At 30.8% G+C, this 16,025-nt stretch carries 14 protein-coding genes; 8 read left to right on the top strand and 6 right to left on the bottom strand.

Annotation, left to right across the window (positions count from 1 at the left end):
- Window positions 1-493: 493 nt before the first annotated feature.
- From ABIN61_01920 to ABIN61_01910, 3 genes are all read right to left on the bottom strand, one after another.
- Window positions 494-1,582: a DUF362 domain-containing protein gene (locus tag ABIN61_01920; GenBank protein ID MEO0292962.1), complete on the bottom strand. Its 1,089-nt coding sequence runs from the start codon at window positions 1,580-1,582 to the stop codon at window positions 494-496.
- Between the two features lie 90 nt (window positions 1,583-1,672).
- Window positions 1,673-2,602, bottom strand: a complete 930-nt coding sequence (locus tag ABIN61_01915; GenBank protein ID MEO0292961.1) for an AEC family transporter — start codon at window positions 2,600-2,602, stop codon at window positions 1,673-1,675.
- Between the two features lie 6 nt (window positions 2,603-2,608).
- Window positions 2,609-3,274: a fumarylacetoacetate hydrolase family protein gene (locus ABIN61_01910; GenBank protein MEO0292960.1), complete on the bottom strand. Its 666-nt coding sequence runs from the start codon at window positions 3,272-3,274 to the stop codon at window positions 2,609-2,611.
- A 118-nt stretch (window positions 3,275-3,392) separates the two neighbouring features.
- Here ABIN61_01910 and ddlA point away from each other — a divergent pair, with 118 nt between their 5' ends.
- Window positions 3,393-4,487 carry a D-alanine--D-alanine ligase gene (gene ddlA, locus ABIN61_01905; protein MEO0292959.1) on the top strand — a complete coding sequence of 365 codons (1,095 nt, stop codon included), beginning with the start codon at window positions 3,393-3,395 and terminating at the stop codon, window positions 4,485-4,487.
- Here the strand turns inward: ddlA and ABIN61_01900 are convergent.
- The 3 genes from ABIN61_01900 to ABIN61_01890 form a co-directional block, all read right to left on the bottom strand.
- Window positions 4,480-5,391, bottom strand: a complete 912-nt coding sequence (locus ABIN61_01900; protein MEO0292958.1) for a UbiA family prenyltransferase — start codon at window positions 5,389-5,391, stop codon at window positions 4,480-4,482. The two genes, ddlA and ABIN61_01900, sit on opposite strands and share 8 nt — an antisense overlap.
- Window positions 5,388-7,367, bottom strand: a complete 1,980-nt coding sequence (locus tag ABIN61_01895; protein MEO0292957.1) for a tetratricopeptide repeat protein — start codon at window positions 7,365-7,367, stop codon at window positions 5,388-5,390. Before ABIN61_01895 ends, ABIN61_01900 begins: the two co-directional genes overlap by 4 nt.
- A gap of 67 nt (window positions 7,368-7,434) precedes the next feature.
- Entirely contained in the window at window positions 7,435-8,961 is a 1,527-nt protein-coding gene (locus ABIN61_01890; protein ID MEO0292956.1) for a T9SS type A sorting domain-containing protein, read from the bottom strand.
- A gap of 292 nt (window positions 8,962-9,253) precedes the next feature.
- On the opposite strand from ABIN61_01890, the gene panD reads away from it, so the two are divergent.
- The 7 genes from panD (at window position 9,254) to ABIN61_01855 (ending at window position 16,014) form a co-directional block, all read left to right on the top strand.
- Window positions 9,254-9,589: an aspartate 1-decarboxylase gene (panD, locus tag ABIN61_01885; protein MEO0292955.1), complete on the top strand. Its 336-nt coding sequence runs from the start codon at window positions 9,254-9,256 to the stop codon at window positions 9,587-9,589.
- Between the two features lie 5 nt (window positions 9,590-9,594).
- Window positions 9,595-10,467: a lipoyl synthase gene (gene lipA, locus ABIN61_01880; protein ID MEO0292954.1), complete on the top strand. Its 873-nt coding sequence runs from the start codon at window positions 9,595-9,597 to the stop codon at window positions 10,465-10,467.
- A 77-nt stretch (window positions 10,468-10,544) separates the two neighbouring features.
- On the top strand, window positions 10,545-11,042 hold the full coding sequence (gene lptC / locus ABIN61_01875; GenBank protein ID MEO0292953.1) for an LPS export ABC transporter periplasmic protein LptC: 498 nt from the start codon (window positions 10,545-10,547) through the stop codon (window positions 11,040-11,042).
- A 14-nt stretch (window positions 11,043-11,056) separates the two neighbouring features.
- Window positions 11,057-11,878 (top strand): LptA/OstA family protein, encoded by an 822-nt coding sequence (locus ABIN61_01870; protein ID MEO0292952.1) that lies wholly within the window; start codon window positions 11,057-11,059, stop codon window positions 11,876-11,878.
- A complete protein-coding gene (lptB, locus tag ABIN61_01865) occupies window positions 11,850-12,569 on the top strand; it encodes an LPS export ABC transporter ATP-binding protein (GenBank protein ID MEO0292951.1) in 720 nt (239 codons plus the stop codon). Before ABIN61_01870 ends, lptB begins: the two co-directional genes overlap by 29 nt.
- A gap of 1 nt (window position 12,570) precedes the next feature.
- Window positions 12,571-13,983, top strand: coding sequence for an RNA polymerase factor sigma-54 (gene rpoN / locus ABIN61_01860; GenBank protein MEO0292950.1), 1,413 nt, complete (start codon window positions 12,571-12,573; stop codon window positions 13,981-13,983).
- A 24-nt stretch (window positions 13,984-14,007) separates the two neighbouring features.
- Window positions 14,008-16,014: a VacB/RNase II family 3'-5' exoribonuclease gene (locus ABIN61_01855; GenBank protein ID MEO0292949.1), complete on the top strand. Its 2,007-nt coding sequence runs from the start codon at window positions 14,008-14,010 to the stop codon at window positions 16,012-16,014.
- The last annotated feature ends 11 nt before the right edge of the window (window positions 16,015-16,025 follow it).

Below are 16,025 nucleotides of genomic sequence, written 5' to 3'. Positions count from 1 at the left end.
TATACGAAGAAGGTTGTTGGATGAAATATTTCTTTAAAGTGCAAAACGAGAGATTGGAAAGAGGCATTGGAAAGGGCAATAAATGGTGAATTTCCTCTGGGTGTTAGAGGGAGTGGTTTACAACTGAAGTGACAATGAGTCACAACTTACATCGGTGAGTTTTATGAAAGACGCTGCAACATTAGGAATAAATCAGATATGGACCTTTTATGATAATCCGAAAGGCAAAGAGAGACCGAACTAATGATGAGGGTGATAAAAGAGGAGGTTATCTGGCTTAATGAATTTGAGGCACTTGGAGAAGCGAAAGAGAAGTTAGAGAGTTGGTTTAAAAATGATTAATTATATGTTCATAGGAGTTTGGGATATATGAGTCCTTTAGAATTTGAAGCTAAATATAAACTTAAGAGGAAAGCAGGATGAAAAGTCTACAAATTATAACCTCAAAATGTGTCTTGACTTTTGGGGTAGAGTACAGTTTATTAAATAATTTCTAATCTCTTTTAAGTGTATATTTACGTTCTCCAAGACCAATCTTCTCGGCAATTTCAAAAAAATCATCCATACAAAGAGGAATGTCAAATAAAGCTTTCGCTTTATCTTTCGAAATAAATTCTTCTCTTTTCCAGTTAATTCCAGGGAGTGCTATAGCTTCATTAATAAGATCGACAGAAGCCGCATCAATTGAAACAATATCTTTAGAGAATAAAAATCCAATGTCTTGCACAACAAGGCTTTTTGTATATCCATAACAGTCACAATGAGGAGTAATATCTGTTAAAACGTTTAAATAACTACATTTCCCAACTTTATCAATTATAGCTTTTGCATAGTATATAGTCTTTATTACACACTCTCTTGTATTTAACCATTCAAATTTTATTGCTCCTTCTCTACAGGTTACAACACACATTCCACATCCAATACAGAAGTCTTTATTAATAGTTGCAACTGTAGAGATGGAAATAGAATTACTAGGGCAAACAACCAAGCAAGCTCCACAACCAATGCATTTTTCAGATGTTACATCTGGCCTCACATCAGAATGAAGAAACAATTTTCCTCTTCGTGAAGCCATACCCATTCCTACATTCTTTATTGCTCCACCATATCCAAAAAACTCATGAAATTTAAAATGAGTTACCACAAATAGATAATCCATATCTTCTATTATCCTACCCACATAGGCAAATTCATTATCATAATCCTTGATCTTAATCTTCGTCTCATCTCTTCCCCGTAATCCATCACCTACGAAGAAAGGAGCTCCTACAGCCTCATAGGTAAATCCATTTAAATAAGCATTTTCAAAATGGTCAATAGCATTCCATCTTTTTCCTCTATATAAAGTATTGCAATCAAATAAAAATGGCTTTCCCCCTTGTGCTTTTACTTCTTCTACAATAACCTTTATAATTTCAGGTTTAACATAAGCTTTATTTCCTAACTCTCCTATATGAAGTTTTATTCCTACAAAATCTCCCTTTTTAACATCTCCAAGATAATTTCCTTTCTTTATTAAGTCTCTTACAACACTAAGAGGCGGATTCTCTGAAACTGGAGAAAAAAATACATAACCCATTTACTCTCTCCACAAACTATAACGCCATAAAAACATTTCCAAAACTCTCAACATATGGATAGCAACCTTAGCATTACTCACATTCCCCTCTCAAGTTAACACTCTGAACAAATACATTACAAAAGGAATAGATATTAAAGAAAAAATAAAGCTTGAAAAAACTAATTGATTTACTATCAATCTGTTGCCACCATTTCTTTCAACTATGAGAGGGACTGCAGTTATAGGAGGAACTGCTCCTTCAAGGACCATTAGTAAACTCACATTGTAAGGAGGTTTAATCAAAATTACAAAACCTAACATCACAAGAGGCATTAGAATGTTCTTAAAAAATAAAAATTTCATTATTTCTCCTATATACCACGCATTCACTTCTTTAAAATCAATTATTATATTACCTCCAAGTACTATCATAAGAAGAGGGATGGACATTGTCCCAACCATTTTAAGGGCCGAAATAACAAAAGAAGGAATATATGTAAAACTAATTAGTTTTAAAAATATTCCAAAAAGAGTTGCTAAAAAAACGGGATGAAAGATTTTCTTCCATTCAATTTTTCCTCTATTCTTAAAGAAGAGAAAGGATGTATTGAAAAAGAAAGAAACATAAAATATCGTAAACAAGAAAAGGTCAACCAAATAATTAGAATTATCTCCAAAGATACCACCTATTATAGCAATAGGAAAAAAAATTCCATTATGGTAAAATAAAGCTATACCAAATTCTCTTCTTTTATCTCTCTTAACAAAAATCATCCCGAATAGAGTTACAATAAAAGCTATTCCAGTAAAGAAAAACCACCATAGAGGTAATCTCCACCAATCTTTTTTAATAAAAGGATTAAAATTATTTATTATGTTTATAAATACAAAAGAAGGAAGAGAAATCTCAAGAACGAGAGGAGAAAGCAAAGAAAAAAAATCTTCTTTCACCATTTTTCTTATAACCATCCATGCTCCAAGTAGACCTATAAAAAGAAGCATTGCAATAGATTCAAAAGTAGAAATAAAAACCTTCATTAAAGCTTATTCCTCACTTACAACACTAAATTTCAATATACCAATCCCTTCAATTCCTGATTCAACAATATCTCCAGGTTTAATCTGCCCAACCCCTTCTGGAGTTCCAGTTGCTATTATATCCATAGGCTCAAGAGTCATTACATTAGAAATATAACACACAAGATCTTCTACAGAAAATATCATATTTTTTGTATTACTATTCTGTTTAATCTCTCCATTTAATTTTAGCCATATATTTAAATTATGAGAATCAACCTCAGTTGGTGATACAATTTTAGGACCTATTGGGGCAAATGTATCGAAACCCTTAGCAATATCCCAAGGCATTCCTTCTTTCATCTCTTTAGCTTGAATATCTCTCGCAGTAATATCATTAAAGATAGTGTACCCAAGAATGTAATCAGAGACTTTATCTTTAGGAACCTTTCTACATTTCTTCTTAATAATAACTGCTAATTCTACCTCATAATCTACCCTTTCAGAAATCTTTGGTAAAACAACAACGCCGTTGTTTCCTATCAAGGCAGAAGGAGGCTTTAAAAAAATTTTGGGAGTATCTGGTAAAGAAAGTTCAAGTTCATCGATATGCTTTTTGTAATTCTTTGCTACTGCGAGAATCTTTGTAGGTTTTAAATCTATTTGCTTTCCTTCAAACTCTAATTTTACCAAGAATTTCCTCCTCTTAGTTTTGCATAAAGAATAAGACAAATTTCTTTCCAGTCAAGAGGTATATCCTTGACTTTTAAACCAAAATTTTTAAATTACAATTATTAATGAGGAGATAGACTTGAAGAAGAAAATAAAAGTGGCAATCATATTTGGTGGAAGATCTGCAGAACATGAAATATCAATTATTTCCGCAAAGAATATAATAGATGCGATTGACAAAAATAAATATGAACCAATCCCAATTGGTATAGATAAAGATGGGACTTGGTATTTACAAGAAGATTTCGATTTAGAAAGCAATAATCCAAAATTCATAAAATTAAATAAATCTAAAGAAAAAGTGATTCTTGTTCCTTTGAATAACTCGAATGAATTGATAAGCATTACAACTAAGAAAAGTAAAGGAAAAATAGATGTTGCTTTTCCAGTTTTACATGGTCCATATGGCGAAGATGGTTCAATTCAAGGTCTATTTAGAATGGTTAATGTTCCTTATGTAGGTGCTGGAGTTCTTGGTTCAGCTATAGGCATGGATAAAGATGTATTAAAACGTCTTCTCAGAGATGCAAAAATCCCAATCCCGAATTTTAAAACTTTTACAAAATTAACAATAAAAAATATAACCTTCAAAGAAATAGCAAAAATTGTTGGAGTTCCAATGTTTATAAAACCGGCAAAATTAGGCTCTTCTGTTGGAATAAGTAAAGTCAGAGATGAAAAAGAATTCAAAAAAGCTTTAGATATTGCTTTTCAATATGACAATAAAATATTAATTGAAGAATTCATAAAAGGTAGGGAAATAGAATGTTCTATTCTCGGAAATGACAACCCAATTGCTTCTATTCCAGGAGAAGTTATAGTAAAGAGTGATTTCTATTCATATGAAACCAAGTATTTAGATGAAGATGGAGCTTATTTAGAAATTCCAGCAAAATTACCAAAAAGAATCTCAAAAAGAATTCAGGAATATGCAATTGAAGTTTTTAACGTTCTTTCTTGTGAAGGAATGGCAAGGGTGGACTTTTTCTTACGAAATAACACTGAAATATTAGTGAATGAAATAAACACCATTCCAGGCTTTACAAAAATAAGTATGTATCCAAAACTATGGGAAGCAAGTGGGATCTCTTATCCTGAGTTAATTGATCGCCTTATTCAACTTGCCCTCGAAAGATTTCATAGAGAAAGAAAACTTAAAATATCTTTCAAATAAAAATTTCTATTTTTGTATGAACAAGAAAAGTTAAAACTGCTATAAGAGCAAAATATATATAAAAAATCATCTTTTCATTAAAAGGCTTTTTTATACAAAAATAAAAACTCAATCCTCCAAGAGGGACTGTTGCAAAAAATAAAGGATAAAATCTCAGGATGATAGGCACAAGAAGATAACTCAAAAAGATAAGAAGAGCATTTATTTTTCTTCCTTTTTCTAAGCCAAATATTGTAAATAAAGTTCCAACATCTGTCTTCTTATCTCCTTTATAATCTGCAAGGTCTCTAAAATTTAACGATAAAAATAAGGGAATGAAAATAAACAAGGCTGATTTCAAAGGAAAAGAAATTAAAGGATTATAAGGATTGAAGAGTGCAAAGCCTGCTACTGCGGTAAGTAAAGAAGCAAAGGCAAGAATAAAAATTGACAAAGGGAAAAACCGTTTCAAACGAAAAGGTCTTGAAGAATATGTAAAATGAAGAGTATGTCCAAATAAAACGAGAAGGAATATCCTATAATTTATAACAAAAGCAAAGAGTAAAGAAACTAAGAAAAAGAATACACTTAATATTTTGTAATATTTGATAGGGAAAAGCTTAGGATTTAAAAGAGTGTTCTTCTCTGAAAAATGATCTGTTTCAATATCATTTATATCATTTACAATAAGAGAGGTCTGGAAAGAAAAGAAAATGGAGAATAAAAGGAGAATAGAATTTAAATAATTTATATTTTCATTATAAATATAATTACCAAGAAGAATTCCAAATCCTGTAGGAAAAATATAATGAATAGCAATAAGGGGCCTTGAACTGCACAACCAGGTTTTTATAAATCCAGGAATTTTTATTCTAATAAATAAAAAACCAAAAATTATTAGAAAAAAAGGTAAAAGAAAGTTCATTTTTGTAGCTCCTTTATTTTTAGTTTTGCAGGAAAATAATCAGGACTAATATTTAAGGCTCTTTCATACATCTGATAAGCTTCTAATTTTTTATCTTCTACTTCGTAAATTAACCCAAGATTATAATAAGCCTCCACTTGATTTGGATTCAATCTTAACGATTTAAGAAAAGAGTCTTTTGCCTTCTCAAAATTTCTTTGGGTTAAGTAAATTACTCCTAAATTGTTGAAAATGGCGTCATTATCAGGTTCAATTTCAAGAGCTTTCAGAAATTGCTTTTCTGCTTCTTTAAGATTACCTTTTTTATAATATATTATACCCTTTCCAGAGAGGGAAGCCTCAAATCGTGGATTATAACTAAGGGAGATATTAAACATCTTCCAAGCACTCTCTAAATCTCCTTTACTAAGATAAAAATCACCTCTTATCTGATAAAGCTTATATTTAGGAATTCCATATCGTGAGGCTTTTTCTATAGCTAAATTTAGTTCATTCTCTTCTCCTAATCTTGAAGCAAGTTGAGCAATTTTTCCATAAAATTCCCCATAAGAAAGCTTTTTCTTTATAGCTTTTTTATAAAGATCAATAGCTTCTTTGTATTTGCCACTTTGGGTGTATGCTTGAGCTAAAGAAAGAATTGTTTCATAATCCGGGTTAACTATCTTTTCAAGAAGTTTAATTCCTTCATCTAAATTTCCAAGATTAAGAAGACATTGTCCTATTCTTTTTTCAGTCTCTTTGTCACTTTTCTTTAAACTATTTATTCTCAAATATAGAAGCAATGCCTTTTTATATTCTTTGTTTAAAAAGAAAGTCCAAGCAGAGAGCTCTTTTCCTCTTAATTCTATTACTCTCTTTTCTATTGGAATTATTGCTTTTAACGTGTAATCTTGGAAAATTAAAGAAAACCCTGCTAAAAAAGATGGTAAAATTAAAACCCATTTTGGACGAAAAAATTTTTTGAAAAGATAGAGAATAAAAACCAAAATTAAAAATATCCATCCTAGAGATAAACTGAAAATTATTATTCCTGTTACAATCCCTTGGAATTCAAGAGAATCCAACTTTTCCTGTGAAACCCTATTAGTAAGAATTATAATCCATATTCCTAAAAAAATTATAAGATAAAATATTGGATCCATCAATAAAAAAGTATAATATTTTAAAATGAGAAATAAAGCATATAATATCCCAATAAAAAAAGTAGAAACAGAAATAAAGATGTATTCTGAACTCAATAATTCTCTTAATCTTTTCTTTTCCAGATAGCTAATTAAAATGAGAGCCAAAATGATAGATGTAGAGAAAATTACCCCATAGTTCTGGCTATCTATTGGTAGAATGCCACTATTTAAAAATGTAGTAGGGTTAAATTTCTTGTATCCGAGATAAAGAGGAATATTGGCAATTGTATTCGGAAGAACCCCGTGAATGAGAATAACAACAAAAATAATTAGAGGAGCAATTATAGATTTAAAATAATTTTTTGTTTTCATTACAACATAGAAAAAACTACCAAAGAGGATAAGTAATATTTCTACTCTTTGACCCCAACTTGCTTCGTAAATGTCCTTCCAAAAAAGAAAAAATCTATGAGCCTCTCTTAATTCTTTAAAGCTACTTAAATAAGCTAAATTATAACCACTTCCTTTTGAAACCAAAACATCAATTATTGGAGCTATAACTATGACAGAAATTCCGAAGGTTAAGAAATTTACAATCTTCACTAATTCTTCTTTTGTTAAAAATTTAAAAATAAGAAGAACCCATAAAAAAATAGAAAAATAAAACAAAGGAAAATGAACAAATAACATATAGAAAGAATTAGACAAAATAATAGAAAAACCCAAAATTTGTTTCTCTTCAAAAGAACTCTCAAGGATATTTCTTGTTAAAATAATGGAAAAAAGAGTTAAAAAAATATTTATAAATGAATACTTCTCTTTTTCTATCTTATCGATTATCTTTTTTATCAACTTCCTTATATTTGGAAAAGAAGGGAGAGTCCCCTCTCCCTTCTTTTAGTTTCAAAACGTATCTTTTCTATTTTATTACCGCCAGTTTTGCTGTTCCGGTTCCACTTGGTGTATTAACCACAATATAATAAATCCCTTGAGATAAACCATCCGTAGTAAAGGTTAGGGTATTTTCTCCAATTTCATTAATTCCCTCAAACAAAGTTCTAACTTCTTGACCAAGAGGATTGAATAAAGAAACATTTACATAACCTCTTATTGGCAAAGTATATCTTAGAGTTGCCTCATTTGTAGCTATAGAACGATCAAGAATACAAGAAATCTTTCTGTTTACAATATCTTCCTCAATACCTTGTGTATTTCCCCATGAATCAAAATAAACTTTCTCGTTATTCTCTCCAACATACGCAATCGCAGGGAATAAAGTAAACATAGTTACAGCTGGTCTTATTAGACTAGTCGGATAATCTGCATAAGAGGTATCTGGTCCCCATGCACTGTCATTAGAATACCAAATAAAAGAACGAACAATTGGGTTTTGCCAATCAGAAGTAGCTCTTACATAACTTACAAAAGGATTAAGGCCAAATGTTGGATTTTCAAAAATCATTATATTTGGTAGAATCTCTTGATTTTCCGGAGTGCTATTTGCAGCTTGAGGGGTTGACCAAGTCACTGCGGAATCTTGACTCCAAGACCACATTAAGTTCCATTCATTAGCATACTTTGCCCAAATCACCCAAACATTTCCAGAACCATCATAAGCTGCCGCAATTTTTGGACGCATTTTAAAATTAGAGTCTGATTCAAGTGTTTTAGGCCAAAAAGGGAAAAAACCCCAACTATTTCCTAAATTTAGACTGCGACGCACTCGTATCATATATTTTCCATCCGAAAAGGACCGATAAGCTAAATATAAAATACTATCAGGAGCATAGGTAATATCTGGTAAAGAAACATTACCTGTGGCAATCTGAGTCGGTGTACTCCAGGTAAATCCTCTATCTTGAGTTTTAGTAAATTTTATCTTTGCATTACTTTCTGTCCCACCTGCATAGGCAACGAAAATAGAATAATTACTCCTAATACCCCTATCTGAACACACAGAATAACTATTCACTGAATCATTGGCTTGGGCTAAAAACTGGGATGTTCCAGGGATTAGTTCATCATTAGAAATTTTATAACTCGCCGAATAGATATCTCCACCACTAAAAAAATGACGACAAAAGATATGGTAAGTTGTATCAGAACCTCTTATGACATAAGGTTCAGTTATCTCGTTGGAAAATTTTACCTCTTCAACTAAACTCCAACTTTCTCCAGAATTCAACGACTTAAAAACTCTTAATGTTGAATCTGGACAGGCAACAACTGTGAGAACAGTAGAGTCTGCAAAATAATCCATATCAATTTCATCATCATCTATTCCATAAGAAGCGCCCCAAAAATCAATTCTAACTTTGCCATCATAAAGAAGGAGATCTGTCCCCCACCTGAGTTTAGCACTATTTTCGGGCTTTAAATCTTTAGCTTGAGCTGCTACAAAAGTAAGCAAAAAAATAAGCAATACTAATCTTTTTATATCCTTCATATCTAACCTCCTTTTTAATTATTCAATAAATATTATAACAATATTTATAACTTTGTCAATATTTTTATAAATTTTGTAACAAAAGATAAATCAAACCTATTGCAAAAAGTAATTTTTTTATTATATTATATTAATATTTTCAAATATCGGGGGGTCACTCTCTCAACTAAACAGCTGAGTCCCTCACTTCAAATCTCGAACTCAGCTAAAAGTGACCCCTCAACCTTTTAAAATAAGAATTTTAAATTTCTATAGCCATTGACAAAGCGAAACATAAAGGTAATATTTTATTATGTTATTTGAGGTTCTTAAATCCAAAATACATATGGGTAAAATAACTGAAATAAATAAAGAATATGAGGGCTCAATAACAATTGACGAAAGACTTGCCTTAAAAGCCGATATTTTGCCTTATGAAAAGGTTCTTGTAAGTGATGTAGAGAACGGAAATCGTTTTGAGACCTATGTTATTTATGGAAAAAAAGGCGAAATCTGTGTTAATGGAGCTGCAGCTAACCTTGTGAAAGTTGGGGATAGAGTCATAATAATGTCCTTTGCCTTAACCCCGGATAGAAATTTAACACCGAAGATAATTAAGGTTGATGAAAATAACAATATAATAGAATAAAAACTTTGAATACCCCCCCTCTTCCCAAATGGATTAAAAAAGCTCTTAAAAGAAAAAAACTTGCTGAATCTCTTAAAGAGGCTCTTTATTCAAGAAATCTTTATACGGTTTGCGAAGAAGCAAGATGCCCAAATATTGGAGAATGCTTTTCTCAAAAAGTAGCTACCTTTCTTATAATGGGAAATATTTGCACAAGAAATTGCAAATTTTGCGCAATTAATAAAGGAATTCCTAAAGAAATAGATGAAACTGAACCTATTAGGATTGCAAAAGAAATAAAAAAACTAAATCTAAATTATGTGGTAATCACTTCTCCAACTCGAGACGATCTTGAGGATGGAGGAGCTGGGTTTTTTGAAAAAACTGTTAAAGCAATAAAAAAATTAAATAAGGGAATAAAAGTAGAAGTTCTTATTCCTGACTTTAAAGGAAACTTAGATTCTTTAAAGAAAGTATTGTCATCTAATATTGATGTTTTAGGTCATAATATAGAAACTGTTCCAAGGCTTTACCCAAAGGTTCGATTAGGAGCCATTTATGAAAGGTCTCTTAAAATCTTAGAAGAAGCTTCTCAGAATAGTAGACTCCTAACAAAAAGTGGATTTATGGTAGGATTGGGAGAAGAAAAAAGGGAAGTAATAGAACTTCTGAAAGAATTAAAAAGAGTAGGATGTAAAATAGTGACAATCGGACAATATTTTCCTCCTTCTCTTAAACATTTACCCGTGAAAAGATATTTATCCTATGAAGAATTCAAAGAACTTGAGAGAATCGCTTTTGAGATTGGATTTGATTATGTAGCTTCTGGACCTCTTGTGAGGAGTTCATATAAATCAGCAACTATCTTCTATTTTGTTAAAGGAAAAACTAAATCATAAAGTAATGACCTTTAAGATTCTATAGGCTTTCTTACCTCTTGTGTTGACTTTTAATTTTGGAAGCTTATATTTATATTATGAATAAGATATTTTTAATATTTGCTCTCCTTTCTTTCTGGAGTTGTAGAAATCCAGAGGAAACAGAAAATATAAAAAAGGAAGAAAGCTTATCTTCTTTTGTTCTCAAAAATTATAAAGGAAGTAAGCTTAGTTGGAGATTAATTGCAAAAAAAGCAAAAATCTCAGATACAATTTCCATATATGGGTTAGAAGTGGAATTTTTTGAGATAAATTCAGGAATTTCTTCTATTTTAAAGGCTGATAGTGGATTTATTTTCAATAATAATAAAGATTTAAAGGTAATGGGAAATGTGGTAATTACATCTAGTGATTCAATGAAATTATGGACAGATGAGTTAAACTGGTCTGAAGATAGACAAAAAATCTTCACAGATAGTGAAATTAAATACTCTAAAGGAAAAGAAACTTATAAAGGTAAAGGGCTTGAAGCAGATCCAGATTTAAAAAAAATAATCATAAAAGAAAAGTTTACTGGAGAAGGTGAATTTAAATGATCCTCTTCTTTTTAATGATTCCATACAAAATTAGCTCAGGAACTGTAGAAATTATTGATAGAAATCAAACTATATTTAAAGGAGGTGTTGAAATTTATTCTGACGAAATCTACATAAGAGCAAAAGAAGCTTTTCAAACAGATACCTCCTTAGCTTTAATTGATAGCGTCTTTTTAAAAAGTAAAAATTTTTCTATGAGTTCTAATGTCTTAAATTATAAAATTCCATTTAAAACTATCTTTGGAAAAGGGAATATAAAAATATGGAGAGAAGATACTTTAAAAGGGGATTCCTTGGTTTTCTTTAAGGAGGAGGAAAAAGGAATTTTGTTTGGGAGTTTAATCTATACTTCTGATACAATTGAAGTAAAAGGAGAAAGAGCAGATTTCTGTAAAGATTCTATAATAATTAAAGGCAAGCCAGAATTTAAAACCCCAAGTATAACGATTACAGCAGATAAGACTACTTACACTCTAAAAGACTCTACCTATAAATTTATTTCTGAAGTTATTTTTAACCATAGAGATTTTTATGGGCGTTCTGGAAAGTTACTTTATAATATAAATAAAAATATTTCTACTCTAATAAATGAGCCATTAATTGTAAAAAATAAAGATTCTATAATGGGTGAAATCATTACTGTTGACCATAAGACCAATATTTTAAGAGCATTATATGGAAAAGTCGCAACACAAACTAAGGAAGGTAAGAATATTGTGTGGGGAGACACAATAAATATCTATTACAATAAAGAAACAATAGACAGTGTGCTTGTAAAAGGAAACCCAAGAGGAAGATTTATTAAAAATGATACTACGAGCGGAAGATCTAGTTAAAAAATACAATAGAAAAACAGTTGTTAATAATGTAAAACTTGAGGTAGAGCAAGGAGAAATTGTTGGCCTTTTGGGACCAAATGGGGCAGGAAAAACAACGACTTTTTATATGATAACAGGATTTATAAAACCGGAATCAGGAGAAATTTATTTAGATAAAGAAAGAATCACAGATAAACCTATGCATAAAAGAGCCCAATTAGGGATTGGTTATTTACCTCAAGAGGCTTCAATTTTTAGAGGTCTTTCAGTTGAAAATAATTTACTCTCTGTACTTGAAATTTTAGTCAAGGATCCTAAAGAAAGAAAAAAAAGATTCGATCTCTTGGTGAGCGAATTTAACTTAACCCCTATCCTTAAAAGAATGGCTTATAATCTTTCTGGAGGAGAAAGAAGAAGAGTTGAAATTGCAAGAGCACTCACTTCAAACCCCAAATTCTTACTCTTAGATGAACCCTTTACTGGAATTGATCCAATCACTAGAGAAGAACTTCAAGAACTGGTGTTAGTGCTTAAGAAGAAAAATATAGGAATTTTAATAACCGATCACAATGTGAGAGAAACTTTAGAGATCACAGATAGAGCTTATTTAATGTATGATGGAGAAATAATTCTAAAAGGTAAGGCAGAGGATCTCATCTCAAGTAAGAAAGCTAAAAAATTGTATTTAGGAGAAAAATTTAGGTTATAAAATGGAAGAAGATAAAAAATTTTATATACAAAAACTAAGACATGGTTTAAGGCTTGAGCAAAAGTTAAGTCCTCTTCAGGTCTTAATGATAAAAATTTTACAATGTCCTCATCTCGAGTTAAAAGATTTAATAAGACAAGAGATAGAAAGAAATCCACTACTAATAATGCCAGAAGAAGAAATTCCTGAGAGAATAGAGATAGAAGAGCCTCCTTCTTCCGAAGATGAAGAATCAACAGAGAAACTTCTTAATAAAGAATTAAGAGATTTTTTTAAAGAAGATTTTATTAATTACTTCACTCCATCTGAAGAGGAAGAATCTGAAGGTCTTCAAATACCTTATGTATCAACTCCTTATGAAGAGCTAAAAATGGATCTTAGGATGGAACTGTCTGATGAAAAATTGATAGAAGTTGGAGAATACATAATTGATTCACTTAATGATAATGGATTTTTAGACATTCCTCTCCCAACAATAGCCGAATATTTTAATATTCCAGAAAAGGATGTAGAAAAAGTCCTTAAGATTATCCAAGATTGTGCTCCTCCAGGGATTGGGGCAAGAAACGAAAGAGAGGCAATAAGATTATATCTTGAAAGAAACTATGAAGACCCAAAATTGGAACTCACTATAGTCAACGATTTCTGGGAAGAATATAAGAAAAAAGAAATAAAAAAGATTGCTACAAAATTAAACATAAGCTTAGAAGAAGTAAAAAACGCCATAAAAAAAATTGGGAAAATTACACCTCGTCTTTTAGGAAGTAGTTTTGGGGAAGTGAATTATGTTATACCCTCTATAATTGTTGAAAAGGAAGATAAAGAATTAAAAATTTCTATAAATGAGCCTGAACTTCCTTTCTTTAGATTAAATCCAAAATATATTGAAATCCTACAAGCCCCTGAAAAATTTGATAAAAAAACAATAAAGTTTGTTGAAAAGTGGATGGAAAGGATAAGAATAATTCTCCAAACTCTTGAGTTAAGAAAGAAGAATTTTAGAAAAGTAATAGAGTATATATTAAATACCCAAAAAGAATTTATTGAGAAAGGAGTAATGTATATGAAACCCCTTTCTCTCAAAAAAATAGCAGAAAATACTAATTTATCTGAATCTACTATCTCAAGATATATAAAAGATACCTATATTCAAACTCCAAAAGGAGTTTTTCCTATAAAATATCTATTGAGTGGAGGGCTTAAAACAGAAACGCAGAGCATTTCTACAAACTTAATTAGAGAGAAGATAAAAAGAATGATTGAATCGGAAGGGAGTAAGAAATTGTCTGATATAGAAATAAAAAAAGAATTAGAAAAAGAAGGAATAAATATTAATCGACGAACCGTGGCAAAATATAGAACTCAAATGGGGATACCTCCTAAATCAAAAAGGAAAAAAGAAGTCTTAGATTAAAAAGAAATAATTTAAATCTTAAAGATGAAGAAAAAAATTCAATGCATATTTGATATACTCGAGAGAAGTCGCTCAGGTTATATAAGCTTAAAAGTTCTTAAGAAAAAGTGTGGTAAACACATAAGGTCCACGTTAAAAGAGCTTGAAAAACAAGGTAAAATTGTATCAAAAGGGGAAAAATTTGCTCTTCCCCATAAAGTAGGATATATAAAAGGAATTTTTGATGGAAAAAGCGAAGGATTTGGTTTCCTAATGCCTTCTTCCGAAATGAGAGATTTGTTTATTGCTCCCGGAAACACTTATACAGCTTTAAATGGAGACCTAGTTTTAGGAAGAATAATCGGAAAATCAAGAGGTAGATGGAAAGCAAAAATAGAAAAGATATTAGAACGTTCCAGAAAATACTTTATAGGAGAAGTAATCTCTATAGACGGGAAATTGATGTTTAAACCACAAAATAAAAATATCCCTCATTTATTTGAAATTCAAGAGATCGATAATAAAATAAAAGAAGGAGATTACATTCTTGTTGAATTTGTAAAATGGACGACAACCACCCTTCCACCTCTTGTAAAATTTTGTAAAAAAATAAATAAAAGTAACTTATACAAAGTCATTGTAAAAGAAGAATACAATTTGGAAAATACCTTTTCAAAAAAAGCATTAGATGAAGCAAAAAATTTTTCTTTTATTTCAACTGAAAGGAGAGAAGATTTTACTTTTTTAAAGACATTTACTATTGACCCTTCTGATGCTAAAGAATTAGATGATGCGATTTCAGTAAATAAAGACAATAATGGGTTTCATCTCTGGGTTCATATTGCTGCTGTTAGTGATGTAGTAAAAAAGGATTCAGCTATTGATAAAGAAGCCAAAGAGAGAGGCTGCACTACATATCTTCCAAACGAAACCTACTTTATGATGCCTGAAGAAATAACTAGATCCTTAAGTCTTGAGGAGAACAAAAAATTACCCACAATAACGGTTTACATTAAATTTGATAAAAAGGGTAATCCCATAAAGAAAGAGTTTTACAAATCCGAAATAAAATCTTATAAAAAGTTTTCTTATGAAGAAGCCCAAGAGATTCTTGATGGGAAAAAGAATTCTGAGTTAGAGTCAGACCTCCAAATCGCTTCAGAACTTGCAAAAATTCTCTTTGAAAAGAGAAGAAGAGAAGGATATCTTGACTTCTACAAAGAGGAAGTGAAAGTAATCTTCGATAACTCTGAACCAGTAGGTATTCTCCCCATAAAGGAACTATGGACACACAAAATCATTGAACAATTTATGATAGCTGCAAACGAAGCTGTGGCGGAACAATTAGAAAAAAGTGAAAATCCTGGACTTTATAGAATTCACGAAGAACCAGAAAAAAGAGAATTAGAACAATTTAAAAAACTTGTAGAAAATCTTGGATTCCACCTCCCATCTTTAGAAAGGAAAGATTTATCCAAATTTCTTGAGGAAATAAAAGATTCTTCTTACAGAAGAGTGTTAAATTACGAACTTTTAAGATGTATGAAAAAAGCAAGATATATTGCAAGACCCCAACCTCACTATGGTTTGGGGTCAAAGCTATATACCCATTTTACTTCTCCTATAAGAAGGTATCCTGATATTGTTGTTCAAAGACTACTTTTTGGAGAAAGTTACTCACAGGAAGAATTAAAATTGATAGCCGACCATGCAACTGAGCAAGAATGGAAAGCAGATTCTGCAGAAAGAGAAATAACAACCTACTTCATTTTAAGATATTTAGAAAAAAATCCTGATAAGGCTGTAAAAGGAATAATAACAAATGTTTCATCTAATGGAATATGGGTAGAACTGGAAGATTTCCTTGTAACAGGGTTCATTCCTATTAGGATGCTCCCTCCCGACAGCTATAAAATAACAAATAGTTCTCTTTCAGGTAAATATTATAAGTTCCATATAGGAGACCTTTTACTATGCAATATTTATACTGTTTCTCCTTTAAAAGGGGAATTAACTTTTGAATTTGCAGGTAAAATAGAAAAGAAAAAATAAAATTTTTGATG

This window comes from candidate division WOR-3 bacterium, from assembly GCA_039804165.1.
Classification (GTDB): domain Bacteria; phylum Hydrothermota; class UBA3072; order UBA3072; family UBA3072; genus JAFGHJ01.
The sequence above is the reverse complement of the archived record's forward strand: the minus strand, read 5'-3'. Positions and strand labels throughout refer to the sequence as shown.